Source organism: Paraburkholderia atlantica (genome assembly GCF_009362785.1).
In the GTDB taxonomy this organism is placed as follows: domain Bacteria; phylum Pseudomonadota; class Gammaproteobacteria; order Burkholderiales; family Burkholderiaceae; genus Paraburkholderia; species Paraburkholderia atlantica.
In genome coordinates this window covers 1-23,811 of record NZ_WHNQ01000036.1, presented here as the reverse complement: position 1 = coordinate 23,811, position 23,811 = coordinate 1, and the positions used below count along the sequence as shown (strand labels likewise).

Sequence of the window (23,811 nt, the reverse complement as noted above, 5' to 3'; positions counted from 1 at the left end):
AACTGGACAAAGAACGACGGCCCAACGAAATTGTCGCGAAGAGCCACGCAAACGCTGACCCCTAAAGGATTTTAAGTCACGCATCGAGAGTGTCAATTTGGATATCGCCGGATGAGAAGACAGCGGCTAAGTCGTCAACCGACGAAATACCCGCGTGGTACGCCAACTCGTGGATTAGCTCAATGCTTCGTTACTTCTCTTTGGCCTGCGCCTGCACGTCGACACCTGGCCATCCACCGCCGAGCGCCTTATAAAGCGTTACCGTGTCGGACAGAATCAATTGGTGGTTTTCCAGCAACGCCTGTTGCGCCTGCAGCAGGGTCCGCTCGTCTTCGAACACCTCGAGTTGCGACACGACGCCAAGGTGCAGTTGCGACTGGATCTGATCCGCGACGATCTGCAAGCGGGCCACCTGCTGCTGCAATTCTTCGTGCTGCGCCTTATGGGCACTCAGATTGACGAGCGCGTTCTCCACTTCCTCGAACGCCCCCATCACGGCCACCCGATATTGCTGTTCGGCGACTTTCGATTGCGCCTCGCTCACCTTTACATGCGCGCGCACGCCCGGATCGAACAGCGGAAAGTTGATGCTCGGCATCAGGCCGAACGTGAACGACTTCAGCAACTGGTTGAGCGCGACGCTTGCGGTGCCGCCCTGCGCGGTCAGGCCGATGCTCGGCAATTGCGCGAGCTTCGACTGACCGACGAGGTCATAGGCTTCGAGCACCCTGAATTCGGCCGCCACCACGTCGGGGCGACGCGACAGCAACTGCGCGGGCAAGCCATCGGGCACGCCTGGCAATTTCACGCGCTCCTGCAAATGGCCCTGCGGCACATGGAATTCGCCGGCCGGCACGCCGAGCAACGTGCACAATGCGTTGTCGGAAACCGCCCGCGAGCGGCGCAGATCGTACAGATCGTTGGTGAGGCGGTTGATCTCCGCCTGCTGACGCAACACCTGCGTTTGCGGCACGATCCCGTTGCGCGCCTGGCCTTCGTAGATCGTCAGGATTTGCTTGTTCGTGGCGATGGTCTTTTGCTGCTGTGCGATCTGGTCGTCGAATTGCAGGATCTGGAAATAGGTACTGGCCACATTCGCGACGAGTTCGAGATACCCCGCGCGCCAATCCGCCTCGGTCGCGTGGAATTCGGCCTTTTGCGCCTGCACGCCTTTTTCGACCTTGCCCCAGATGTCGATGTCCCAGTTCACCTGCAGCGCGACGTTGTAGGTCCTCGTCAAAGGCTGGCCTGTCGTCTTCGTGAAGTCGGCGCCGGCACCCAGGTCCACCGTCGGCAATGCGGCCGCGCCCGCCTCGCTGATTTGCGTGTGCGCGACTTCGATACGCGCGGCTAGCACCCGGATATCGAAGTTGCCGTCGATCGCCTTGTCGATCAGCGTATCCAGATACGGGTCCTGGAAGCCCTTCCACCAGTCGCGCTCGATCGTCTCCGCAGCCGATACCGGCGCGCCCTGCCGATCCGACCACGATGTCTTGACCGGCGTGTCCGGGCGTTGATAAGCCGGCATCCGGACGTCGACGCAGGCACTCAACGCCAATGCGCACATCGCCGCGGCGCCGAGGCCGCGCAGCACACGACCCATCCGGCGCGGCGCCGCGATTGCGGCGCAATCCCGCTGAAGGTCCGGCGAATCACACGACAAACCGAACGATGATTCTGGCGATGCTGACACGGTTGTCTCCAGTTGCACCCGCCTGTTTCGCGCGAGATGGCCGGCTTTTTCGGGCCGAGCCGCTTCCGCGCGGCTTCAGCGATGAAGCGGCGGAAATATCGATGCGGGGAGCGGCGGATACGCGAAGGATGCGTGGAAAGGACGATCGAATGAGCGGTCGTTTTGAGCGACGCACCTGCTGGGGACGCACACGCGGCCGCTCGGGGCGCGCGTACGCGCGCCACTCACTTCGCGTTGTTCACGTTGTACACGGTCGGTGCGATGTAGGTCGTCGTACCGCTGACCAGCGCCGAGCCGTTGCCGTTGTCGCTTTGGATGTACATTTCCGTGTTGATCGACTGCGTCGGGCAGATGTTCTTGATGCTGGTCGGCGCATAGACGGGCGGAATACTGAGGTACGACGGCATCGGGCAGTAGTAGCTGTTGCCGCCGCGCATGGCGCTCATCGCCTTGCTGTCGAGTTGTTCGGTGCTGGACAGGTCCTTGATCATCAGCGTTTTCATGGCAAAACTCCTGGGAAAGGGAAAGCGCGTCGTTGTGCGTCGGCTTCGAGCAACTTGTCTGCTCGGGCGCTACTGACGCATGGGCTATGCCAGGAGTGCTTTGCCTTCGTCATTCGCGTCCTGAAGGCCGTGCAGCAAAGGCCTGGAAGAACGCACCCGCAGTGCCGTCGCTAGCGGCCGACGGAGCGAGGCTCGCGAATGGTGGATCGCAGCCAACAGGGCGCGCGGCATTGTTGGCTGTGTGATGACAGTCAGCGCGCGATCACCGTGATCTTCTTCGAATACACCGGCGGGTTGTGCGGTATATGCATGTCGTCGCCCATCAACAGCTGCAACGTATGCCGGCCCGGCGGCAATGAAATCATCGTTTCCGTTTCGCCCGCCCCGAAATGCAGATGATGGCGATCCGAGGGTATCTCCTGATCCATCGGCGGCAGCTCGCTATCGATCAGAAGATGGTGGTGACCGGTGTTCGGGTACTTCACGCCTTTCGGCGCGACGCCCATGAAGCGCAGGCCGAACCACACGCGAAACGGCTTATTGGCGGGCACCACCTGGCCATCGTTCGGATAGCCGATATATGCGTATGCGCTGGGCGGCGACGGTGTCGCTGCCCACCCACCCTGCGGCGCTGTCGATGCCGCCAGCGCCGCTGCGACGAATGCCGCGGCCGCAATGATCTTGTTCATCAGGACTCTCCGTTCCGGCTTGACCAGTTCGAACCAACGGATCGCGTTAGTCTTTCACCACAGTGATGGTGATCTTCTTCGAATACACCGGCGGGTTGTGCGGCACGTGATGATGGTCGCCGAGAATCAGCTGCAGCGTGTGCTTGCCTGGCGGCAACTCGATGCGCGCGTCGGTTTCGCCCGCGCCGAAATGCAGGTGCTGGCGATCCGATGGAATCTCCTGGTCGAGCGCGGGCAAATCCGTGTCGATCAGCAGATGATGGTGGCCGGTATTCGGAAACGCGATGCCCTTCGGACACACGCCCATATTGCGCAGCCCCATGCGCACCCACAGCTTGCCGCCGTGAATCACCGCGCCATCCGACGGCCAGATGATGTACTCCTCGGCCCCCGGCGGTGACGCCGTCTGCTCGGCGCGCGCGACACCGCCAGTTCCTATACCGAGGCACACCGCGACGAGCGTCGCGCACACCGCCGCGCGCAATCCGCCGCAATGCGCATGCGCCGGATCACGTCTGCCGAAAAGAGAGGAAACACGGGTTCTTCGCATAGCGCACTCTCCCGAACAGGAGTCATGGCTGGGCCCGGCTATCGATGGCCATCCGGGTGTTCGAGCGGCTTGTCGCGGATTGAAACCGGCAGACAGCCACCTAGTTAAAACGGCCGTCTGAGGTGACTTTGTGAATCAGCTTAGAACGTAACTTGCCAAAAAGATACGCAATGCTCGTTAACCGTATGACGCGTTCAGGACTCCCGGACAGTTATGACGCGAAGCGCGTGCTATCGTTAATAATGCGCGCGGACAGCGCGATCGTGGTGCACGAATGCCTGAATTCTGTCCGGTACAAACAGGATAAAACGATGTGGCGACGATTCCTGCTGGTGTGCGTGGTTGGGGCAATCCAGGCGCAGTGGGACAGTGCCGGTGCCGCGACGCAACGTCAATTGATCGAGCCGAGCGCGGCTTCGGTGACGAGTGCACTGGGGCTGCCGGCGGATACCGCCTGGCTGGGTTCACCCTTTGTTTCGTCACGCGACGACATCCATTCGCGGCGTATCGCGCTCGTGATCGGAAATGGCGAGTACGGTGACACCCCCACCCCGATTCGCGCTAACGCGCCGCGCGACGCCGAATCGGTCGGCGCAGCACTTCGTGCGCGAGGCTTCGAAGTCGTCACGCGTACGAATGCGACGCCGCCGCAAATGCGCGCGGCGATCGACGAATTTCAACGGCGTTTGAAAACAGGCGATATCGGGCTGTTCTATTTCGCCGGGCACGGCATGCAGGTAGCCGGACAAACGCTGCTTGTGCCGGCCGGGCTCGATGCTCGAGCCGATAACCGCGCACCGGTGTCGCTGCTGAGAAACGGCGTCGAACTGAATACCGTCTTGCATGCGATGCAATCCGCTCGCGCCGGCGGGCTCAATCTGGTGATTCTCGATACGTGCCTCGACAATCCATTTACGCCCGCCGAGATTGGGATCGACAAACCGCAGGTCGCATCCAACACCGTGATTGCCTACGCAACCGCGCCGGGCGGCTTCGCGGCGGACGGTCCTCGGCATGGCGTCTACACCGGTGCCTTGCTGCAAGCGCTCAATGATGCCGACGTATCGTCTGAATCGCTCGCCGCGCTGTTCCGGCACGTCGCCGCCGAAGTGCGCGCCGCCACCCGCGGAGCGCAGCAACCGTGGCTCTCCGCGGCGCGTTTTTCCATTCCGGCTAGTGGCGAACGCGCTGCCGCGTCGTCGATTACGTGGGACGATCGCGCCATTACGCAGCGCAGTCGCGGCATCATGCCGAAGGAAAGCGGCGAACAATACGAAATCACGTTCTGGGAGTCGATCAAGGACAGCAACTACCCAGCCGATTACGAGGCTTATCTGAAGGCCTATCCGAATGGCCGCTTCGCCACACTCGCGCATGCGCGTATCGATCGATTGCGCGCGGCGGCATCGGCTCCCGCGGTGAGTGCTGCGCCGCCAGCCGCGCCCGCGGCGCAGAGCGGTCACATCGCGCCACCCGCGCCACCTGCGCAGGTCGCGCATCCCGCGGCGCAAGCCAGCGCAGCCGCGCCGCCACAGCGCGCCGCTGCCGCGCCAGCGCCAGCGCCGACGCCGCCCGCCGCCGCCGCGCCATTCGCCGAAAAGACCGTCGCCCATCCGCCGACCGCCGGTGAAATCCGCGACTGCGCCGCCTGTCCGATCATGGTCGCGGTACCTGCAGGCTCGTTCGCAATGGGCAGCAATACCGACGACCCGTCGGAAAAGCCCGTGCATCACGTGAGCATTGGCGCACCCTTCGCGATCGGCAAATTCCCGGTGACGGTCGAGCAATGGAATGTCTGCGTCGCCGCCGGCGCATGCCAGAAGCTGACGCCGGAAAGCAATAGCATCAAGACCGCACCCGCGCGCGATCTGAGTTGGGACGACGCGCAGCAGTACGTCAAATGGCTCAGCAAGACGACCGGCAAACCGTACCGTCTGCCGACCGAAGCCGAATGGGAATATGCGGATCGCGCCGGCACCACGACCGCGTACTGGTGGGGCGAGCAGATGCGCAAGGGCAACGCCAATTGCAAGGACTGCGGCGACCCGTGGCACAAGGAAGGGCCGGAAAACGTCGGCACGTTCGCCGCGAATCCGCTCGGCTTGTACGACATGAACGGCGGCGTCTGGGAGTGGACTGCCGACTGCTGGCACAACTCCTACCAGGGCGCACCCGTCGACGGCCATGCGTGGGACACGCCCGGCTGCGAGATGCGCGCGATTCGCGGCGGTTCATGGCGCGAAGGGGGCGACTACATGCTCAGCGCGACGCGCTTCAAGTACAGCGCGGGCGTGCGTCAATCGCAGAACGGTTTTCGCGTCGTCAAGGATCTGCGCTGAGGGCCGTTTCGATTGGCCCTATGACGGATCATGGCTTGGCGGGTTTGGTCGTAATCGGCGCGAAGTCCGCCAATAAACGATCCTGCCCGTATTGGCCGCCGATCTGCTTGAGCCGCGTCTCCAGCGCGCGCAGATAATCGGCGCGCGCTTCGCTTTCCGGGCGCAGCTTGTCGAACAGCGGCACCGGCGTCACCACCAGCACCACCATCTCCGAGCCGAACGGCTTCGATACGGTCCAATCGCCCGCAGTGCTGCCGATCGTGTACGGACCGCCGTTCGCCTGCATCTGATTGTCCGGCCACAGACGGCTCGGCACCATATGCACGACGTGGCCGTCCAGCTGGTAGTAGTCGACGGTCGCGAACGAATCGAACGGGGGCGCTTTCAGGTCCACCACCAGCGAGTCGTTCTCGGTCAGCAAACCGCTTGGCGGTCGCATGTGCAGCGACGCCGCCCGTCCCGCCTGCCAGTTGCGCACCAGAAACGGCGCAAGCGTTTTGACGAAGTCGCATTTATCGTCGGCGAGCGGCCGAACGTCGAGCGAAACCGTCTCGACGCCGGGCAGCGCCGCCAAGGTCTCCTTCAGACGCGCGGCGCCGTACCGCTGCGACAGGAAACCGCGCACCGTCAGTGCGTGGTCCTGCACCGCGCCCGATAAAGCCGAACACGGTACCTGGGCAAGCGTGGGCGCAATCGCGGCAAGCGTCAACGCGGGCTTCGGCGCGGGCGCCGGAGTTGCGGTTGCGGCCGCGCCACCCGTTGTAGTGCTTCCTTCATTCGCGCCAGCGGAAGGAGGCGCTGTCTGTGCGGCATTCGTTGCAGGCGCGACCGCGGACGCCGCGGCTGCCCGATCGACCTGATCGCCTAGCGGTCCCGCCGCCTCGGAACGCGCGGCCTGCTGCCGGCTGGACCCCGAGCGAAAAGCGAACACGCCCACCGTGACCGCGCACACGACGGCCAGAGTAGCGAGCCCGGTCCACGCGAGCGTCCCGGACTTCTCCGCGCGAGCTTCATTGTCGAACTCGGCGATAAAGCGCACGACGCTCGGCATCCGCGTATCGCGATCGAACGACAACGCCGCACGCAACGCGCGCCATTGGCGCGCATCGAGATTCGGCGGACGCTGCGGCTTGAAGTCGGCATTGCGCGCCTGGGTGGCCGACAGGCGATCGAACGGATGATGTCCGGTCAGCAGCTCGTATGTGATGCAGCCAAGCGCGTAGATATCGTCGCGCGGGTCAGGCTCGCGATGCTCGATCATCTCCGGGCTCGCATACGCCGGCGTCAACGCGCCGAGACTGCCGGGATCGAACACCGTCGCGTCGCTCTCCTCTTCCGGCCGCTGGAATACGCGCGCGATGCCGAAGTCGATCACCTTTACTTCGGCATTCGTGGTCAGAAACACGTTCGCGGGTTTGAAATCGCAATGGACGAAGCCGCGCTCGTGCGCGTACGCGAGTGCCGCGCACATGCCGCGCACGATCGGCAGCGCGGCCCGCACCGGCATGCCCTGATATCCAGGCGTGCGCAGCAGCTGGCTCAGCGGTTTGCCGCTCAGGTACTCCATCGTCAGATAGACGATCGGCCCGTCGCGGTCGAAGTCGTAGACGGTGATGATGTTGCGATGCGCGAGCACCTGCGCCTTGCGTGCCTCGCGCTGCAACGCGACCAGCGAATTCGGATTGCCGCGAAACTGGACGTTCAGCACCTTGATCGCGAGATAGGGCTTGCGGTCCGACGCTTCGAGCTTGCGCAGATCGAGCGCCTTGTACACGGTGCCCATGCCGCCCACGCCGAGGCACTCCTCGAGCACGAAGCGGTTGTTCAGCGTATCGCCGATGCCTTTGATGGTCTCGTGCGCGGTGCTTCCGGCAGAACTCGCGGTGCCCGCGCTGCCAGCGCTCGACGACCGTAGCGACGGTAGATCGACTGTGGTCTGTATGCCGGTTTCCTCGCCACCCGCCGCAACGTTCGACACGCGCAGCAGCTCGATGCGCCGCCGCACTTCCAGATAGAGATCGTCGGGCAACGGCGACTGATGATGCGCGGCGTACAGCGTCTCCAGCAGCCGCGTCGGACCGAGTTGCTCGGTCGACAACGCGCTGTCGAGCTGCGCGACGAACTCGTCACGCGACAGCTCGCCGCTCTGGAAGTCGAGAATCACACGCGCAAGGCTAGCCATTTTTGCGAAGCACCGCCGTTGCCGCTAGACCGTGTCGCATGCGACCGACACGACGCGGGTCGATAGAAAAGCTGTCGTATCCAGTTACATGTGCCGTTTCGATACTAGCTCCCGGTCCGCGCTTTCGCAAACCAGGCAAACCAGGCATGAGCCGCGCGACGCGCCGCGTGCTGGTTCGCGCAATGTCGTGCGCCATCCAACAGGGGCCGCCGCGATGTCGGACGGCCACCACCGCCTGGAGCGAATCAACGTGGTACGACCTGAGCGGCACGGCGGCCGAACCACGCGCAAAGCCCTTAAATGACAAGGCTTCATCGCTTTCCTCAGGATACTTCATTAAGACTGGCACAGCCTGTACGTTAGTGATGTCCGAGCAAACGGATTGCTCGAAACCACTCGCAATACGGCGAAAACTTCCTTCAGGCGACTCACCATGAAGATGCCGATGATCAAGGACCTGTCCGTTACCGAACGACTCGACAGGAAAGTCGACCCGATCCTGGCGGGCACCAAGCTCTCCGCCGTGTAAGCCGGGGCAGCAGCGGGAGACCGGAGGTTCCTTCACTGCCGCGGCAGCACCACGGCCATGCACGCCGCGAACGGATTTCCTATACTGATAGTGCGTTGCGACCTCAGTACAACGAATAGCACACTGAACACATTCCGAGCACGGCGGCCGGAACCCGAACGGGTCTGGCCGCCGGCGCGTTTTTCTGGAGCCGTCATGGCCAAGCTGAGCATCAAGGATCTGACCGAAAGCGTCCAATTGGACCGCGAGGCGATGGCTGCAATCGTCGGCGGCGCCCGGGTCGGCGCGCGCTCGAGTCTCGCCGCACCGCTGGTGCCGGCCGGAACGCGCGTCGTCGAATATCCGCCGGGCTTTCCGGCCGCGCATCTGCGTATCGCGGAAGCCGCCTCGCCGCGCAAAGGGCGACGCCGGTAGCCTTGCTCGCGAGGGCGTTTCACCATCACGGCACGCGCACATGGCGCGTGCCGTTTCCGTTTGTGCTTGCGATTGACTGTTGGACGCCTTTGTTCGCGACGCGCAAGGCTGCGCTGCGTCCCAACCATTCGCGTACGACCCGTGCGATGCGCGCAAACACTTCGACTCGCAATCGCGGTCGTGTCCAGTGCGATTCAATGCGGCTATCGCGCGGATCCTTGCCAGGCTTCGCATCGCGGCCCCCGCTCCCGTTTCCGGCTCACTTCCCACACGTTGGCATAGGCCTTGCAGAAATCGGGGCGGGCGCCGCACTGCGCTCGCCTTTCCACGTCAAGGAGCAATGCCATGAAAGCCACTGTGATCATCAAAGACCTGCCGCCCGGCGCGGGCGAGCCATCCAACGACAAAACGCTGAGCGCCGAACAGATGAAGACGCTGCGCGGCGGCCGTTCGGCAGTCGTCAAGGTGGACGGTGGCGGCACGGGTACCGTCGACGATTGGGACATCAACACCGCGATCTTCGAAGGCCGCATCAACGGACCCTACCTTCTATAGGACGCGCGACGTGTCCGCAATTGGAAAAACGGCACCCTGCTCACGTTTTTGAGCGCGAAGGGTGCCGTTTTAGTTGACTCGCGAATCTCCGCACGCGGCGTGCGCTGCCACTGTGATCCTCTTAAAAGATCGGCCTTGGGCACATGGCTTGCTCCTTGGGGATTACCCTGCGGCCTCTTGGCCAACCTGGGTACAGCAGGTCCCCTCAACCAGGCGGAGGTCATAACATGCTAGGAACCATTCTTCTCATCGTGCTGATTCTGCTGCTGATCGGCGCTTTTCCGGCGTGGCCACACAGCCGGGCGTGGGGCTATGGTCCGACCGGCGGACTTGGCATCGTACTGATCGTGGTAATCGTTCTGCTGGTTGCCGGCGTGATATAGGCCACGCGTCGTGGGCTGCAACACCAGGCGGGCCGCCGTCTATCCGCGCGATCTCGTGTGCCGGTAGGTGGCGGCTGCGCCTTTTCGTCGTTGCCGGAGCACTCAATGGAAAAGTTACTAGCCAATCAGGTCGCGCTGATTACCGGCGCGAGTTCGGGAATCGGCTATGGCGTCGCCAAAGCACTCGCGGATGCTGGCGCGGCGGTCGTGCTCAACTATCATTCGCACGCGGAACCTGATGAAAAGCTCGCCGACGAAATAGAAAAAGCCGGCGGATCGGCAATCGCGATTCACGCCGACGTGTCGAATCCCGCTCAGGTCGCAAACCTCTTCGAGGCGAGTCGCGCGCGCTTTGGCGGCATCGATATCGTGGTTGCGAATGCCGGACTGCAAAAGGACAGCGCATTCGCCGACATGACGCTCGACGATTGGCAACTCGTGCTGTCGACGAATCTGACCGGCCAGTTTCTAACCTGCCAGGCCGCGGTAAAAGAATTCCGCCGACGCGGCCCGACGACCGTATCGAAAGCACTCGGCAAGATCATTTGCATGAGCTCCGTTCACGAGGTCATTCCGTGGGCGGGGCATGTCAATTACGCCGCGTCGAAAGGCGGCATTCAGATGTTCATGAAATCGTTGGCGCAGGAAGTCGCGCCCGAGCGCATTCGCGTCAATTCGATTGCGCCAGGCGCGATCCGTACGCGGATCAATCAGGACGCGTGGGATTCCCAAGCGGCACTCGACAAGCTACTGCAGTTGATCCCCTACCGGCGCGTCGGTGCCGTGGAAGATATCGGCAAGGCGGCGGTGTGGCTTGCTTCCGATGAAAGCGACTACGTCGTCGGCACGACGCTTTTCGTCGATGGCGGGATGACGCTGTATCCGGGCTTTTCGAATAACGGCTAAAGAACCATATGGTCATGAAATACGACCATCTCCATGCGTCGCAGCGTAGTGCATCCCGACTCAGGCACGCTGCCTGCTGAAAGTCCTGCGTATTCGAACTTTAATACGAAAGGAGATGACATCATGCCTTACCTGATTGGCTGGCTACTCGGCGTTCCGTTGATCGTACTGATCATCCTGTACCTCATTTTCCATTGATATCGGGCGGTACAGACGATAAGGGTGACGTTGTTCCCGCGGCGGCGGTATGCGACTAGCTGCGTAGTCAGCGTACCGCCGCCATCAGCGCGCCCATCCCTACCAGCAAGCTACCCATCAGACGGTTCACGATGCGCAGCTGCGTCGGCCGCTGCAGAACTGTGCGCAGACGATGCGAGAAGATTGCCGTCGATGCGACGCCCAACGCGAATATCAGCGCAAAAGAACTGGCCAGCAAAAGGTACTGATGGTTGGCCGACCAATGCGCTTCATTCGACGAAGTACTGATGAACTGCGGAAAGAAAGACGGAAAGAACAATAGCGTTTTCGGATTCAGGCCCGACGTCGCGAAGCCGCGCCAAAACAAACCGCGTTGTCCGGCGCTATCGGACAAAAGCGGCGAAGCCGCGAATGTGCCGCTTCGCCATTGTTTGAAGCCCAGATAAACCAGATTAATCGCGCCGGCCCAGCGCAACACGATCAGCGCGCGCTCATCGATCAGCAATAGCGAGTTCAGACACAACGCGGTAAAAGCGAGTTGCAGCAATACCGCGCAGGTGCCACCCCATACGCAGGGCAATGCCGCGCGCCATCCGGCGCTGAGCGCCTGACTCATCGTAAGAACATTGACCGGGCCGGGCGAATAAACGAGTACGGCGGACGCGAGAAGAAACGAAACATACAACTGGATCGGCATCGGCGAATCTGCGGGCAAAAGAGAGCTGCGATAGACACATGCGGCGACATGCGTCCATGCCCGGCGAGCGCGCCTTCCGGCGTGGGTAACGCCGGAATTCGCCCGCGTGCCGCCTTACCGTGAAGGCGGCGAGACACCGAAAAAGCGGCTTGTGGCCACGGAGGATCGCCGGCGCGAGGCCTGCGATCCGGGCGGTTGTCCCGGGCATGAATGCATGCTGAAAATATACCGCGAGCCCCGCTGGATAGGCTTCTGAAACTCGTCAGCCGATGTCGCCAATTCAGAACGATCTTCACTTACAATGCGGTTTTACAAAATATTCTTCCCATATCGTTGATGAACACCCGAAACCGCCCGCTCGACGCCCTCGATCGCAAGATCATGCGCGAGCTCCAGAAGAACGCCCGGCTCAGTAATGCGGATCTTGCCGAACTGGTCGGCATGTCGACCACCGCGTGCTGGAATCGCACGCGGCAGCTCGAAAACGAAGGGTATATCCGCGGCTATGTTGCCTTGCTCGATCAGCAAAAGCTCGGTTTCGCGGACGTCGTGCTGCTCGAAGTCACGCTGGACCGCCACGACGAAGACGCGCTCGCGCGCTTCGGCGCCGAGCTCGCCACGCTCAGCGAAGTGCTCGAAGCGTACCTGGTGTCCGGCGATTACGACTACCTGGTCAAGGTCGCGGTAGACGGCACCGCTGGCTACGAACGCTTCCTGCGAGAAAAGCTCTACAAGATCGCAGGCATTCGCCATAGCCGCTCGATGTTCGCGCTACGCTGCATGAAGAGCATTCCGTCGATTGCAATCTGATTGGCAATCAGACTGCGCGCGCTTCAATGCGCAGCCCGCGACGCGGCGATGATCGCGTCGGCCACCGCTTGCGGCTGGCTCAGCATCGCAACATGGCTGGTGTCGACACGCGTGATCGTCGCGTCGATGTGCTTCGCCATCTCCAGTTGCAAGGCAGGATCGATCATGCGGTCGCGGCCCGACACCACGAAGTACGACGGCTTGTCATGCCAAGCGGCGTTCGTCACCTTGTCGTCGATACAGCCGGCGGCCCACGGCTGCTGGGTCGCCGCGATCAGGCGTTTCTGCGGCAGCGGCAGATCCTGCGCGAAGTCGTCGAGCACCGCGTGGGTCGATAGCGTCAGATAGCCGGCCGAGTCCTTGCGCAACTCGCTAGCCCAGACCGGAGCGGGTTTGTCTTTCGTGATGTCGGCGATGGACTGGCTGTTGTCCGGCGCAAATGCCGCGACGTATACGAGGCTCTTCACCTTGTCGTCGTTGCCGGCCTCGCTGACCACCACGCCGCCCCATGAATGGCCGACCAGAATCACAGGCCCGTTCTGCTGCGCGATCACGCGCCGGGTGGCCGCCACGTCGTCGGCGAGCGAACTCAGTGGATTCTGCACGGCCACTACATGCAGGCCGCGCGCTTCGAGCAACGGGATCACTTTGTCCCAGCTGGACCCGTCAGCGAAAGCGCCATGTACGAGCACGACGTTCTTGCCTTTCAGGTCATCGGACGGCGCAGCCTGCGCGAACTCCGTGGCCTGCAATGCGAACAGTCCGCCCAGCAACAGAACGGAACCGAGAATTTTTTTCAGCAGCGTGGTCATCGTTTTTATCTCGTCAGGTGGGTTAAACAAGGCGTCCGCGCGTCGACATGAATCGGTGCGCGCGGACGCCTTGCTCGTTTGCATCGATCACGAATGCGCGTAGATGGGACCGAGGCCGACGACGTTGGAGCCGTCATACACGCCATCCGACGCATGCTTCATCGGCACGTGCGAGCCCGAAGCCGAACTGCCGTTCGCGACGCCACCGTAGGCGGCTGCGTCATGGCCCGCGTTGATGCGCGCCTCGGCCGCCTCGATGTTCTGCGGGTACTGGGTGTTGTCGCTGGCCGGGTTGTAGCCGGCCTTTTGCAATTGAACCAGCTCCGCGCGAACTTCAGCACGAGTGAGCGCGTGTTGCGGTTGCGATTGCGCAAACGAAACAACGGGAACAGCAACGAGTGCGGCGACGAGCAGCGATTGAACGAGTTTCATGAGTCTTCTCCGGGTATCAGAACATTCAGGGATCAACGAATCAGGAGTGCGCGTAGATCGAGCCAAGGCCGACGACGTTCGAGCCGTCGTTGGCGCCATGCGCGGCCGCATGCTTCATCGGCACATGCGAGCCGGAAGCCGAGCTTCCATTCTCGACACCGCCGTAAGCGGTAGCGTCGTTGCCCGCGGTGACACGCGCTTCTGCTGCCTCGATGTTCTGCGGGTATTGCGCGTTGTCACTAGCCGGGCTATAGCCGGCCTTCTGCAACTGGACCACCTGCGCGCGAACTTCAGCACGAGTGAGCGCCTGTTGCGGTTGCGATTGTGCGAACGAAACGACAGGAGCAGCGACGAGTGCAGCGACGATCAGCGATTGAACGAGTTTCATGAGTCTTCTCCGGGTATCAAACCATCAGGGATAAGGATTGAGCGGGACACAAAGCCATCAACCAGATACACTGTGATGCCCCACCTGATTCACACGCAACGTTGTGAATCAACCTTGCGTGAAGACATTAGAACGCCCCAACGTATCTGCAATGTTTTCGTCACCCCCCATTTCTGCAAGCGTGTTTGTCTGCGTACGCCGTTGATACATTGCGATACAAAACCCCGCTTCCGAACATGCGGCGCGGGGCCGGCGTCGCATGCATCGTGCGAGTTTCAGGTGTGCTGCAGATGGTCCACCCATGAAAAAACCCCAGCAGCCATGCGTTCGGCTGCTGGGGTTCCGTTCAGAAGAGAGAAGCCGGCGAACGCCGGCTCGATCAAAGGCGCGTGACGTCGAGAATCGCATCCGCGAAAGCTTTCGGTGCTTCCTGCGGCAAGTTGTGGCCGATGCCGCCGCTGATGTTGCGGTGCTGATACTTGCCGGTAAACTTCTTCGCGTATGCAGCGGGCTCGGGATGCGCGGCGCCGTTCGCATCGCCTTCGAGCGTGATGGTGGGCACCGCGATCGTTGGTCCGGTGGCAAGGCGCTTTTCGAGTTCGTCGTATTGCGACTCACCCTGCGCGAGTCCCAGACGCCAGCGGTAGTTGTGAATCACCACTGCAACGTGGTCCGGGTTGTTGAACGATTCGGCGGAGCGTTCGAAGGTGGCGTCGTCGAAATTCCATTTCGGCGAGGCGGTATGCCAGATCAGCTTGTTGAAGTCATGACGGTTCGCTTCATAACCGGCACGGCCACGCTCGGTGGCGAAATAGAACTGATACCACCACGCGAGCTCGGCCTGCGGCGGCAATGGCGCACGGTTAGCCTCCTGGCTGCCGATCAGATAGCCGCTCACCGACACCATCGCCTTCACGCGTTGCGGCCACAACGCGGCGACGATGTTCACCGTGCGCGCGCCCCAGTCGAAGCCACCGAGCACGGCCTTGTCGATTTTCAGCGCGTCCATCAGGTTGATGATGTCGACCGCGACCACTGCCTGTTGACCGTTGCGCGGCGTATCCGCCGACAGAAAACGCGTGCCGCCGTAGCCGCGCAGATAAGGCACGATCACGCGATAACCGGCCGCCGTCAGCAACGGCGTTACTTCGGCGAAGCTGTAGATGTCGTACGGCCAGCCGTGCAGAAGAATGACCACCGGTCCGTTCTGCGGGCCCGCTTCCGCGTAGCTGATGCTCAGCGTGCCTGCATTGATCGAGCGAATGTTCTCGAACGACGCCACGCGCGCGCCTGCCTTCGCATTGCCGGCCGTATCGGCCGATTGCGCATGCGCGAGCCCGCTCAGTCCCAATTCGAGCAGGCTGATACCCGCAACCGCCGTTCCGAGAAAACGGCGGCGACGGCTATTGATCTGATCCGACATGGTTGTTCTCCTTCAAGCAAGGCTTTGATACGGAATTGATCGGGTTCGCTCGCGCGCGATATCGCGCAGCCGCATGCGATCACAGCGGACTTCAATGGCAATGGGATGAAACGAATCGAACACCGCTTGAGATGAATAGTGGCAGCACACGCTGTCATCAGCAAGAGCAACTAAGTTCACAGATCGTTGCTTTGGGGGCAACGCACGAACCATCGACTGGTCACATGCCCGAGATCAATCAGCATCGCCTTCGCCATTCAACGAAGCCGGTCGTGTTGTTGCTGAGAAGCCAGGAGCGTATGCCGATGTTCTCAACGTCCGGCGCAAATAGAATCGCTGCCGTCACGGGAACCGCGCTGCGCAAGCGCAGGATGCGCTGATCACGCGCTCCTGCACCGCAGCGGGCATCGGCTCGACAGCCCATTTGTGTCGCAATGTATCCGCGCCGTGCGCAGACACACAACATTGCAAGCGCGCCTGATCCCCGACATAAACCAGATACGCCCGGGCGTTCCAATACGGTCACTCCAGCCAACGGAACGCCCATCATGCACAGTACCCTCGAAACTCCGCTCGCCCTGCTCGCCGGGCTGCTGACGATTGCCTCTCCCTGCGTGCTGCCGGTGATGCCGATCCTGCTCGGCACGTCCGTCGAACGACCGAGCCGCACGCGGCCACTGTTCATCGTTGCCGGCTTCATTCTGACTTTCGCGTCTTTTGCGCTGCTATTGGGCGCGGTGTCGAGCACCGTGCACGTCGCGCAACAGGTGCTGCGCAATACCGGCATCGCGTTGCTCGCACTGTCCGGACTTCTGCGTATCTGGCCGCGCCCCTATGACTGGCTCGTCGCGCAACTGCAAGGACCGCTCGATCGGATCGGCGCGGCCATGGCGCCGGGCACGCAACCGGGCAGCGGCAACGCGGGCGGCTTCGTGCTCGGCATGTCGCTCGGCGCGGTATGGACGCCCTGCGCCGGCCCCGTGCTCGCGTCGATTCTCGTGCTCGTCGTGAAGGCTCAGGATCTCGGCTGGTCGGCGCTGCTGCTCACGCTGTATGCGATCGGCGCGGCGATTCCAATGCTCGCGATCATCTACGGCGGACATTACGTAACGCGTCATGTACGTGTCGTCTCACGTCACGCAGAGCGCCTGCAACAGGTATTCGGCGTACTGGTGATGCTGACCGCACTCGCCATCTATTTGCAGTACGACGTGCTGCTGTACGCGCGGCTCGCCGGCCTTTTTCCCTCACTCAAAGGACTTTGACATGACTACCCGATTGAAAACCTTCGCACTGTCCACCGCGTTTGCCGCCTGCGCGTTGATCGCCGCGAGTACGGCCGCGATCGCCGCACCGCAGGAAAGCGGGCCACCCGCACCCGAGCTCACAGGCATCACGCAATGGCTCAATAGCGAGCCGCTCAAATTGCAGCAATTGCGCGGCAAGGTGGTACTCGTCGACTTCTGGACCTATAGCTGCATCAATTGCGCCAACACGCTGCCTTACGTGAAAAGCTGGAATCAGAAGTACAAGGATCAGGGCCTCACCGTGATCGGCGTGCATACGCCCGAATATCCGTTCGAACGCGACACCGGCAATGTGAAGACTGCGATCAAACGGCTCGGCATCACCTATCCGGTTGCGCAAGACAACCAGTACGCGACCTGGAATGCTTATAACAACCAGTACTGGCCGGCGTTCTATCTGATCGACAAGCAAGGTCATATCGTCTACACGCACTTTGGGGAAGGCGACTATGCGCAGACCGAAGCCAGGATTCAGGCGCTGCTCGCGCAGAAGAACTGACCACGCATTCCGTCGCGATGACGCTGATCTCCAGCGATCAGACCGTATCGAGCGACGCTAGCCGCGATCGCGCAAGCCCCGCCTGACCCGAACCGTTCGGATCAGACGGCTTCTTTTCGACCGCGAATACCTGCTCCAGATTCGCTGCTGGCGACTCTTTCAAGGTGTAAAGGGACCTTTCGCGCCCGGGCTGCACGAGCGTATTCGTGAAGACTTTTCCAGTGGTACTATCGGCTGTCATTGCCGTTATTGTCCTTCCGGCCCATCAATCTCCGCATGATCTCTTCTCGGGAGAACCAACCCATGTCAGTACCGTCGCGGCTGTACAAAGTGGTTATTGGTAGCTTTCTCGTACTGGGAACAATGGGCGCTCACGCGGCCATCAACCTTGGATTCCTGAGCGATACGCCGATCAGTCTCATGCGGCAAGCGGACATTGCATCGATCCAGTCCGCGGTGAACCAGGCACTCGATACGAAGCAGGATGGCGAGACACTCAACTGGACAAACGACGCGACGCGCAACAGACCCCATGTCCACGCGACGATCACGCCGTCCCACACGGTCAAGGAAGAGACGCGAACGTGCCGGGTCGCGGCGATCGACCTCAGTGCGAGAGGGCAAACGATGCATCTCACTCCGCGATTCTGTCGGTCCGGTTCGGACAATTGGGAATTTCAGCGCCGGCATTGATGCTCGAAAAATGCACATCCACCCGTTAGGCGGGCCGGCCTCGCCAAGCCCGCTCGTCGCATCGCGGCCTTAGTTCGACCGATCATTTCCGCACACCGCGCCTGCATTTGCCATCATGGTTCGCAGCAGATACTCTGTGCTGGCTTGACTCTCACGTCGCCAATTGTGAACTGTAGTCAGACGGCGGCTTTCGATGCACAGTGATCCACGTAACGGGGTGAGCTATGCCTTCAGGAAAGTACCTTGGCAATAGAACAGTCAGTCCATCTTCGTCATGTCTTTGTGACAAGTCTCAAGTGCAATTTGCGAACCGCCGTATTAGTGCCGACCTGTCGCGCCGCGGCTTTGTCACTGGTCTCGCCGCCTCGATGCTGAGTCTGGTACTGCCCGGTCTCAGCAATGCTCAAACCACACAGCCGCCAGCACCGCCCGCGAAGCCGGTGCTGTTCACGAACTTCCGATTGTTCGATGGCAAATCGTCGACGTTGCGCGACGGCCTCTATATGGTTGTCGAGGGTGACAGCATCAGCCAGTTGGGTCGAGGGCAACCGGCTTCGAGCGACGGCAAAACGCTCATCGATTGCAATGGCAAGGTGATGATGCCCGGCATGATCGACATGCACTGGCATGCACTGCTCGCGGCGGTGCCGGTTCAGGTCATCCTTCAATCCGACATTGCATTCGTCCATCTTGCGGCAAGCGCTGAAGCCGAACGCACGCTACTGCGCGGCTTCACGACGATCCGCGACGCGGGCGGCCCGTCATTCGCGCTGAAGCAGGCGATCGATAGCGGCATGATTTCCGGACCGCGCATCTATCCGTCTGGCGCGATGATCACGACCACCGGAGGTCACGGCGATTTTCGCGCACTGAGCGAAATGCCGCGCACCAGCAGCCAGGTCACCCAAATGGAACGGGACGGTGGCTTCGCGATCGCCGACACTGAAGACGAAATCCGCTTGCGCGTGCGCGAGCAGTTCATCCAGGGCGCGACGCAGGTCAAGCTGGTCGGCTCCGGTGGCGTATCGACGCCGCGCAGTCCGCTCGACATGCTCACCTTTACCGAAAAGCAGTTGCGCGCGGCCGTCGAAACAGCGGCCGACTGGGGTACCTATGTCCTCTCGCATGCGTACACGCCCGAAGCGGTTCAGCGCTCCGTTACGGCAGGCGTGCAGTGCATCGAGCACGGTCATCTGATGGACGACAAGACCGCGGCGTTGATGGCGAAGAACGGCACGTGGTTGAGCACGCAGCCGTTCGTCAACGAAGACGACGTGGGCCCGCTCGCCCCACAGAGTCGCGAGAAATTTCTTGAGGTGATCGCGGGCACCGATCGCGCTTTCAAACTCGCGCGCAAGCATGGCATCAAGGTTGCATTCGGCACGGACCTGATCTTTTCGCAGACCGTGGCCGCGGGCCAAGGCAGGATGCTCACGCATATGAAGCGTTGGTACAGCGGAGCCGAGGCATTGACCATGGCAACGGGCACCAATGGCCAACTACTGACGCTGTCCGGGCACCGCAATCCGTATCCGCGCAAGCTCGGCGTACTCGAAGAAGGCGCATACGCCGATCTGCTGCTCGTCGATGGCAATCCGCTCGAGAACCTCGACCTGATCGCGAACCCGGAGCAGAACCTGCGGATCGTGATGAAGGATGGAAAGTTCTACAAGAACACGCTGAAAGCGTAATCGGTAATACAAGCGGGCGCGCAACTTCGCGCGCCCGCGCTCGCTACACCGTCACACGATTTAGCCGTGCCCCTGCAGACGGATGTCGCGCGACGATGCGCCGACGTATACCGAGCTGCCCGGCACATAGCGCCAACGGTTGCTCGTGGTATCCCACACGCTCTGCATCCGCTGCGTCACGACCACGTGCACGCGACGCGATTCGCCCGGGTTCAGACCAACCTTGTCCCAGCCGACGAGACGCCGCGGCGGCTCGCCCTGATACGGCACACCGAGGTACACCTGCGGCACTTCCGCACCGGCGACGCGACCATCGTTGCGCACGTTGAACGACACGTCGATCAGACCGCCCGGCAGATGCTGAACCGATAGACCCGAGTATGCGAAGTGCGTGTACGACAGGCCATAGCCGAACTCGAACATCGGCGTGATGTTCTGCGAGTCGTACCAGCGATAGCCCATATCGAGCTTCTCGGAGTACACCGGGTTCGCCGCAAACGCGCCATTCGTGCCCCACGTCGGCGTATCCTGGTCGCGCATCGGGAACGTGACGGGCAGCTTGCCGGAAGGATTGACCTTGCCGAACAGCACGTTCGCAATCGCGTTGCCGCCGCCTTCACCCGGATACCATGCTTCGACGATCGCCGACACGCTGTCCTTCCACGGCATCAGCACCGGGTTGCCGCTTTCGACGACGACGATCGTATGCGGATTGGCCGCCGCAACCGCTTCGACCAGTGCATCCTGGTTGGTCGGATTCGCGAGGCCCAGGCTCGGCAGATCGCCGATGTCCTCGCCGGCCGGTTGCGCGACCACGACGATCGCAACATCGGAATTGGCCGCCAGCGTTGCAGCCTGGGTGATTTGCTGCTGCGTATAGGCGGCAAACGGCGACTGCTGACCGCTGTTGCCGGCGAAGGTCACCGTAGCCTGCGGCGCCAGCGCCTTGATCGCCGACACGATCGGCGTGTTCAGCTTCAGCCACGGGTTGGTCCACCAACTGCAGCCCGTCGACGTGCCGAACGTCAAGCCGCCGCAACCGGCGAACGCACCCGTCACCGGATCGCGCGTGTTGCCGGAACCGCCGCCCGTCAGCACCGCCGCGTCGGCGTGACCGCCGATCACCGCGATCCGCGACAGCGAACCGGCGGAGAGCGGCAGCTGGTTGCTGGCGTTCTTCAGCAATACCATCGACTGCTCTTCGACCGACTGGGTGAAGGCTCTCGCGGCCGAGAAGTCGATGGTCGCGCCACCCTTCGGCGGATCGTCCATCACGCCCGTGCGGATCATCACGTACAGCTTGCGCTCGACCATGTCGTCGAGGCGCGCGGTCGACACCGAGCCGTTCGCAATCGCCTGCTTGACCAGCGTGGGCGTCAGATAGACGGTCGAACCGACGTCTTCTTCCTCGTCGAGACCGGCATTGATCGCCGCTGCCGTGCTATGCGCCGCGCCCCAGTCCGACTGCACCTGACCTTCGAAGTGCCAGTCGTTCTTCAGCACGTCGTTGAGAATGTGCGAGTTCTCGCAGGCATAGGTGCCGTTCACCTCGTTGTAGCTGCACATCACGCTGCCGGGCTGCGCGCGGCGCGCGGCGATTTCGAACGGCAGCAGATAGAGCTCGCGCATCGTGCGCTCGTCGATCTGGCTGTTGCCGCCGCCGCGGTTGTGTTCCTGCTCGTTGCCCATGTAGTGCTTGATCGTCGCGATGACCTTCTGGCTTTGCGTGCCGTCGGTGCGCTCGGCGAGCATCTCGCCGGCAAGCACCGGATCTTCGCCGAGATACTCGAAGAGCCGGCCACCGCGCGGCTCACGCGCGAGGTTGGTGCCACCGCCGAGCCCCATGCCGAAGCCCTGCTGACGCAACTGGATCGCGATCTGCTTGCCGAAGTTCCACGACAGCGCGCGGTCCCAGCTCGCCGCCACCGCGAGCGTGGCCGGGAAGGTCGTCGATGGCTGGTTGGTGCTGCCCGAACCCGTGGCGGAGTCGACCATGTTCAGGTCGGGAATGCCGAGACGCGGCACACCTTGAATGTAGCCCGCGCCGCCGCCCGGCACGGCGGACATCGCGTACTCCGAATGAATGAACTGCAGCTTTTCGTCGATCGTCATCTTGTTGACGAGCGTTTCCGCGCGCCGATGCGCGGCCGCCGACGCGAACGCATTCAGCACTGTCGACATGGGCGCGAAGTCGAGACCAGGAGGGGGCATTTCCGCGTGCGCAGCGGCGCTCACGGCCGCCGCTATCGCGACGGCCGGCCATAGTTTCTTCTGCATAGGTGTCTCTCCGAAATTGTGCTCTTCTGGGACAACGGAGCGCGTCGAGTGGGTGGAAAGCGGACGCGAAAACAGGCATGCAGCGATGACTGCAAACGTTTGCCTGCTGGAAGAAGAATCGGCGCAACTTGATGGGCTGTAGCGACTCTCCGTGGTGAGTAATGTAAGAATGTAGTCTGACTACAGCATCAGTAATTCTACTAATACGTGTAATTTTATGCGTAATGGGGCGTAAGGCTTTTTCTTACATAATCCAATTGAAAGTTGATGAATTAAGTTGAATAGCGCGCCGGCAATTTCTTTCCGGACTTTATTGGGAATTCGGACGGAGAAAAATATTCCTGATGTTGGCCGCCGCATTTGTCGCCGGGCGGAATCCGCATCCTTGCAAATGCCTCGGCCTGGAATTGCTCGAGCGGACTCGTATTGATTACATAACGACGCACCACGTAATCATTGAAATCCCGTTGAGAAGCCCCCAAAAAAAACGGGCAGGATGTTCGCACATCCCGCCCGGTTCCGCTTCTTTCGTTAGTCTATCCGTGTGCCGTTCTCCAGTTTAGAAGACGAAACCCGCGCCGGCGCCGACGGCGAACGAACCCGCGGTGGTGGTCGAGCCCGAAGCCTTGATGATCCATTTGCCGTTACGCGTGAACGTCGACAAACCGACGGCAACTGCGGATTGGCCTGCATACGTTCCGCCTGCGACGGCTACGATGCTCTTGCCCGCGGCAGGAGCCTGGGGCAGATTGGCCGTGGCGATCGCCGCTGCCGAGCCGGAATATGACTTCTTCGCGATACTGTCGATCGTGCTGTTCAAGTCGTTGAACCGCATGTCGGTGTAGTTGTTGGCCTGCTGCACGCCCTGCGCAACCGAGCTGTTCATCTGACCGACATTGACCGCGTCCGTGTCCGCCGTACCCGCTGCAACGTTGGTGATCTGACGCTGCTGCGTGGCCGAACCCACCGACACCGAGTTGTCGCGATCCGTCACCGAACCCTGACCCAACGCCACCGAGTTCGCATTGGCAGCATGCGAGCCCGTACCGATCGCCGTCGAGTTGGCGCCGGTGGCAGCCGCGCTGGCACCGACTGCCACCGCGTTGTCCGCTGCTGCGTTGGCGCTCGCGCCAATCACCGTGGCGTAGTTGCCCGACGCTGCCGCGCCTGCTCCGGCCGTCGTGCTGCCCGCGCCGGTACCCGGCGTAGCGGCATTGACCACCACATCGTTGCCGGCACCCGAAGGCGAAGCATCCTTTGCCTCGGCGACCGAGTTGCCCGGCTGGAGGTTCGACATCTGGCTGCCGAGATTCCACACCTGGCCGTTCAGGTCCGTTACCTGGTTCTGCAACGCGGACAACTGGCCGTAGTTCACCGCGTCGTACTGGCTCGAGCCGTTGGCAACATTGGTCAGGATCACCGGACCCGCGCTCTGGCTTCCACCCAGCGTCACGGCACCGAGGTTCACCGAGCCGTCAGCTTTACGGTCGTACTGCACTACGCCGGACAGTTGCGCGCCGACATCGCCCACCTGGGTCTGCAACTTCGTGATGTCCTCCGTGTTCTGCGTGGTGCGACCGTCGATGTTCGTGACGGCATCGCCCACGCTATGCACCGTCGTGCCGCCTACGCTGTAGCTCGGTGCGCTGAGCGTACCGTCTGCGTTCACGGTCGAACCGCCGCCCAGTGCCTCGGCCGTGCTCGATGCCGCGCCGTACAGCTGGCTGCCGTTGATCGCATCCACGCTCGATGCGTTCACTGCGCCATTCGCCACGCCCGTCACCGTGCGGTTACCCGCCGCGCCCGCCACGTTCACCACGGTGCCGTCCATGTCCTTCGCT

General features: G+C 62.0%; 25 protein-coding genes and 1 pseudogene. 13 read left to right on the top strand and 13 right to left on the bottom strand.

Translation table 11 applies throughout. The features are described from left to right. Window positions 1–190: 190 nt before the first annotated feature. The 4 genes from GCT19_RS33285 to GCT19_RS33270 form a co-directional block, all read right to left on the bottom strand. Window positions 191–1,603, bottom strand: a complete 1,413-nt coding sequence (locus GCT19_RS33285; RefSeq protein ID WP_018435191.1) for an efflux transporter outer membrane subunit — start codon at window positions 1,601–1,603, stop codon at window positions 191–193. Between the two features lie 314 nt (window positions 1,604–1,917). After that, the gene (locus GCT19_RS33280) at window positions 1,918–2,196 is read right to left on the bottom strand and encodes a hypothetical protein (protein ID WP_152854304.1); all 279 of its coding nucleotides are present in this window, start codon (window positions 2,194–2,196) and stop codon (window positions 1,918–1,920) included. 251 nt (window positions 2,197–2,447) lie between these two features. After that, a complete protein-coding gene (locus GCT19_RS33275) occupies window positions 2,448–2,885 on the bottom strand; it encodes a DUF4399 domain-containing protein (protein ID WP_018435193.1) in 438 nt (145 codons plus the stop codon). Between the two features lie 46 nt (window positions 2,886–2,931). Beyond that, entirely contained in the window at window positions 2,932–3,435 is a 504-nt protein-coding gene (locus GCT19_RS33270; protein WP_026228642.1) for a DUF4399 domain-containing protein, read from the bottom strand. Between the two features lie 170 nt (window positions 3,436–3,605). On the opposite strand from GCT19_RS33270, the pseudogene GCT19_RS44860 reads away from it, so the two are divergent. Continuing rightward, window positions 3,606–4,577: pseudogene (locus tag GCT19_RS44860) on the top strand (caspase family protein); the annotation flags it as partial. A gap of 105 nt (window positions 4,578–4,682) precedes the next feature. Next, entirely contained in the window at window positions 4,683–5,774 is a 1,092-nt protein-coding gene (locus GCT19_RS44855) for a formylglycine-generating enzyme family protein (protein WP_408582406.1), read from the top strand. Window positions 5,775–5,802: 28 nt separating this feature from the next. On the opposite strand, the gene GCT19_RS33260 is transcribed toward GCT19_RS44855, so the two are convergent. Further along, a complete protein-coding gene (locus GCT19_RS33260) occupies window positions 5,803–7,956 on the bottom strand; it encodes a serine/threonine protein kinase (protein WP_152854303.1) in 2,154 nt (717 codons plus the stop codon). 724 nt (window positions 7,957–8,680) lie between these two features. Between GCT19_RS33260 and GCT19_RS33255 the strand changes: the two genes are divergently transcribed. The 5 genes from GCT19_RS33255 (at window position 8,681) to GCT19_RS42965 (ending at window position 10,941) form a co-directional block, all read left to right on the top strand. Then, complete coding sequence (locus GCT19_RS33255) at window positions 8,681–8,899, top strand: hypothetical protein (protein WP_152854302.1); 219 nt, start codon at window positions 8,681–8,683, stop codon at window positions 8,897–8,899. 345 nt (window positions 8,900–9,244) lie between these two features. Then, window positions 9,245–9,454 (top strand): hypothetical protein, encoded by a 210-nt coding sequence (locus GCT19_RS33250; protein WP_013092522.1) that lies wholly within the window; start codon window positions 9,245–9,247, stop codon window positions 9,452–9,454. Window positions 9,455–9,681: 227 nt separating this feature from the next. Then, complete coding sequence (locus tag GCT19_RS33245; protein ID WP_013092523.1) at window positions 9,682–9,837, top strand: DUF3309 family protein; 156 nt, start codon at window positions 9,682–9,684, stop codon at window positions 9,835–9,837. Window positions 9,838–9,942: 105 nt separating this feature from the next. Then, a complete protein-coding gene (locus GCT19_RS33240; RefSeq protein ID WP_152854301.1) occupies window positions 9,943–10,743 on the top strand; it encodes an SDR family oxidoreductase in 801 nt (266 codons plus the stop codon). A gap of 33 nt (window positions 10,744–10,776) precedes the next feature. Continuing rightward, window positions 10,777–10,941 (top strand): hypothetical protein, encoded by a 165-nt coding sequence (locus tag GCT19_RS42965; RefSeq protein WP_018435200.1) that lies wholly within the window; start codon window positions 10,777–10,779, stop codon window positions 10,939–10,941. Window positions 10,942–11,008: 67 nt separating this feature from the next. Here the strand turns inward: GCT19_RS42965 and GCT19_RS33235 are convergent, their stop codons facing one another. Next, entirely contained in the window at window positions 11,009–11,638 is a 630-nt protein-coding gene (locus tag GCT19_RS33235) for a LysE family translocator (RefSeq protein WP_152854300.1), read from the bottom strand. Window positions 11,639–11,974: 336 nt separating this feature from the next. Between GCT19_RS33235 and GCT19_RS33230 the strand changes: the two genes are divergently transcribed. After that, the gene (locus GCT19_RS33230; RefSeq protein WP_013092527.1) at window positions 11,975–12,448 is read left to right on the top strand and encodes an Lrp/AsnC family transcriptional regulator; all 474 of its coding nucleotides are present in this window, start codon (window positions 11,975–11,977) and stop codon (window positions 12,446–12,448) included. A 23-nt stretch (window positions 12,449–12,471) separates the two neighbouring features. Here the strand turns inward: GCT19_RS33230 and GCT19_RS33225 are convergent, their stop codons facing one another. The 4 genes from GCT19_RS33225 to GCT19_RS33210 form a co-directional block, all read right to left on the bottom strand. Beyond that, window positions 12,472–13,260, bottom strand: a complete 789-nt coding sequence (locus GCT19_RS33225; protein ID WP_018435202.1) for an alpha/beta fold hydrolase — start codon at window positions 13,258–13,260, stop codon at window positions 12,472–12,474. A gap of 87 nt (window positions 13,261–13,347) precedes the next feature. After that, window positions 13,348–13,692 (bottom strand): DUF4148 domain-containing protein, encoded by a 345-nt coding sequence (locus GCT19_RS33220; RefSeq protein ID WP_018435203.1) that lies wholly within the window; start codon window positions 13,690–13,692, stop codon window positions 13,348–13,350. Between the two features lie 40 nt (window positions 13,693–13,732). Further along, a complete protein-coding gene (locus GCT19_RS33215) occupies window positions 13,733–14,080 on the bottom strand; it encodes a DUF4148 domain-containing protein (RefSeq protein ID WP_018435204.1) in 348 nt (115 codons plus the stop codon). Window positions 14,081–14,459: 379 nt separating this feature from the next. After that, window positions 14,460–15,503: an alpha/beta fold hydrolase gene (locus GCT19_RS33210; RefSeq protein WP_152854299.1), complete on the bottom strand. Its 1,044-nt coding sequence runs from the start codon at window positions 15,501–15,503 to the stop codon at window positions 14,460–14,462. A 224-nt stretch (window positions 15,504–15,727) separates the two neighbouring features. On the opposite strand from GCT19_RS33210, the gene GCT19_RS42960 reads away from it, so the two are divergent. The 3 genes from GCT19_RS42960 (at window position 15,728) to GCT19_RS33200 (ending at window position 17,309) form a co-directional block, all read left to right on the top strand. Then, window positions 15,728–15,883, top strand: coding sequence for a hypothetical protein (locus GCT19_RS42960; protein ID WP_193727477.1), 156 nt, complete (start codon window positions 15,728–15,730; stop codon window positions 15,881–15,883). 168 nt (window positions 15,884–16,051) lie between these two features. After that, window positions 16,052–16,768, top strand: a complete 717-nt coding sequence (locus GCT19_RS33205; protein WP_013092532.1) for a cytochrome c biogenesis CcdA family protein — start codon at window positions 16,052–16,054, stop codon at window positions 16,766–16,768. Window position 16,769: 1 nt separating this feature from the next. Further along, window positions 16,770–17,309, top strand: a complete 540-nt coding sequence (locus GCT19_RS33200; RefSeq protein WP_026228644.1) for a thioredoxin family protein — start codon at window positions 16,770–16,772, stop codon at window positions 17,307–17,309. Between the two features lie 37 nt (window positions 17,310–17,346). On the opposite strand, the gene GCT19_RS33195 is transcribed toward GCT19_RS33200, so the two are convergent. Further along, window positions 17,347–17,550 carry a hypothetical protein gene (locus GCT19_RS33195; RefSeq protein ID WP_152854298.1) on the bottom strand — a complete coding sequence of 68 codons (204 nt, stop codon included), beginning with the start codon at window positions 17,548–17,550 and terminating at the stop codon, window positions 17,347–17,349. Between the two features lie 62 nt (window positions 17,551–17,612). On the opposite strand from GCT19_RS33195, the gene GCT19_RS33190 reads away from it, so the two are divergent. Together GCT19_RS33190 and GCT19_RS33185 are read left to right on the top strand one after the other, a co-directional pair. Further along, entirely contained in the window at window positions 17,613–18,002 is a 390-nt protein-coding gene (locus GCT19_RS33190) for a hypothetical protein (RefSeq protein WP_026228645.1), read from the top strand. A 368-nt stretch (window positions 18,003–18,370) separates the two neighbouring features. Then, window positions 18,371–19,693, top strand: coding sequence for a metal-dependent hydrolase family protein (locus tag GCT19_RS33185; RefSeq protein ID WP_152854317.1), 1,323 nt, complete (start codon window positions 18,371–18,373; stop codon window positions 19,691–19,693). 60 nt (window positions 19,694–19,753) lie between these two features. Here the strand turns inward: GCT19_RS33185 and GCT19_RS33180 are convergent, their stop codons facing one another. Both GCT19_RS33180 and GCT19_RS33175 read right to left on the bottom strand, forming a co-directional pair. After that, entirely contained in the window at window positions 19,754–21,970 is a 2,217-nt protein-coding gene (locus GCT19_RS33180; RefSeq protein ID WP_152854297.1) for a beta-glucosidase family protein, read from the bottom strand. Window positions 21,971–22,529: 559 nt separating this feature from the next. Next, on the bottom strand, window positions 22,530–23,811 hold a 1,282-nt coding region (locus GCT19_RS33175; protein WP_193727476.1), incomplete at its 5' end, for a YadA family autotransporter adhesin.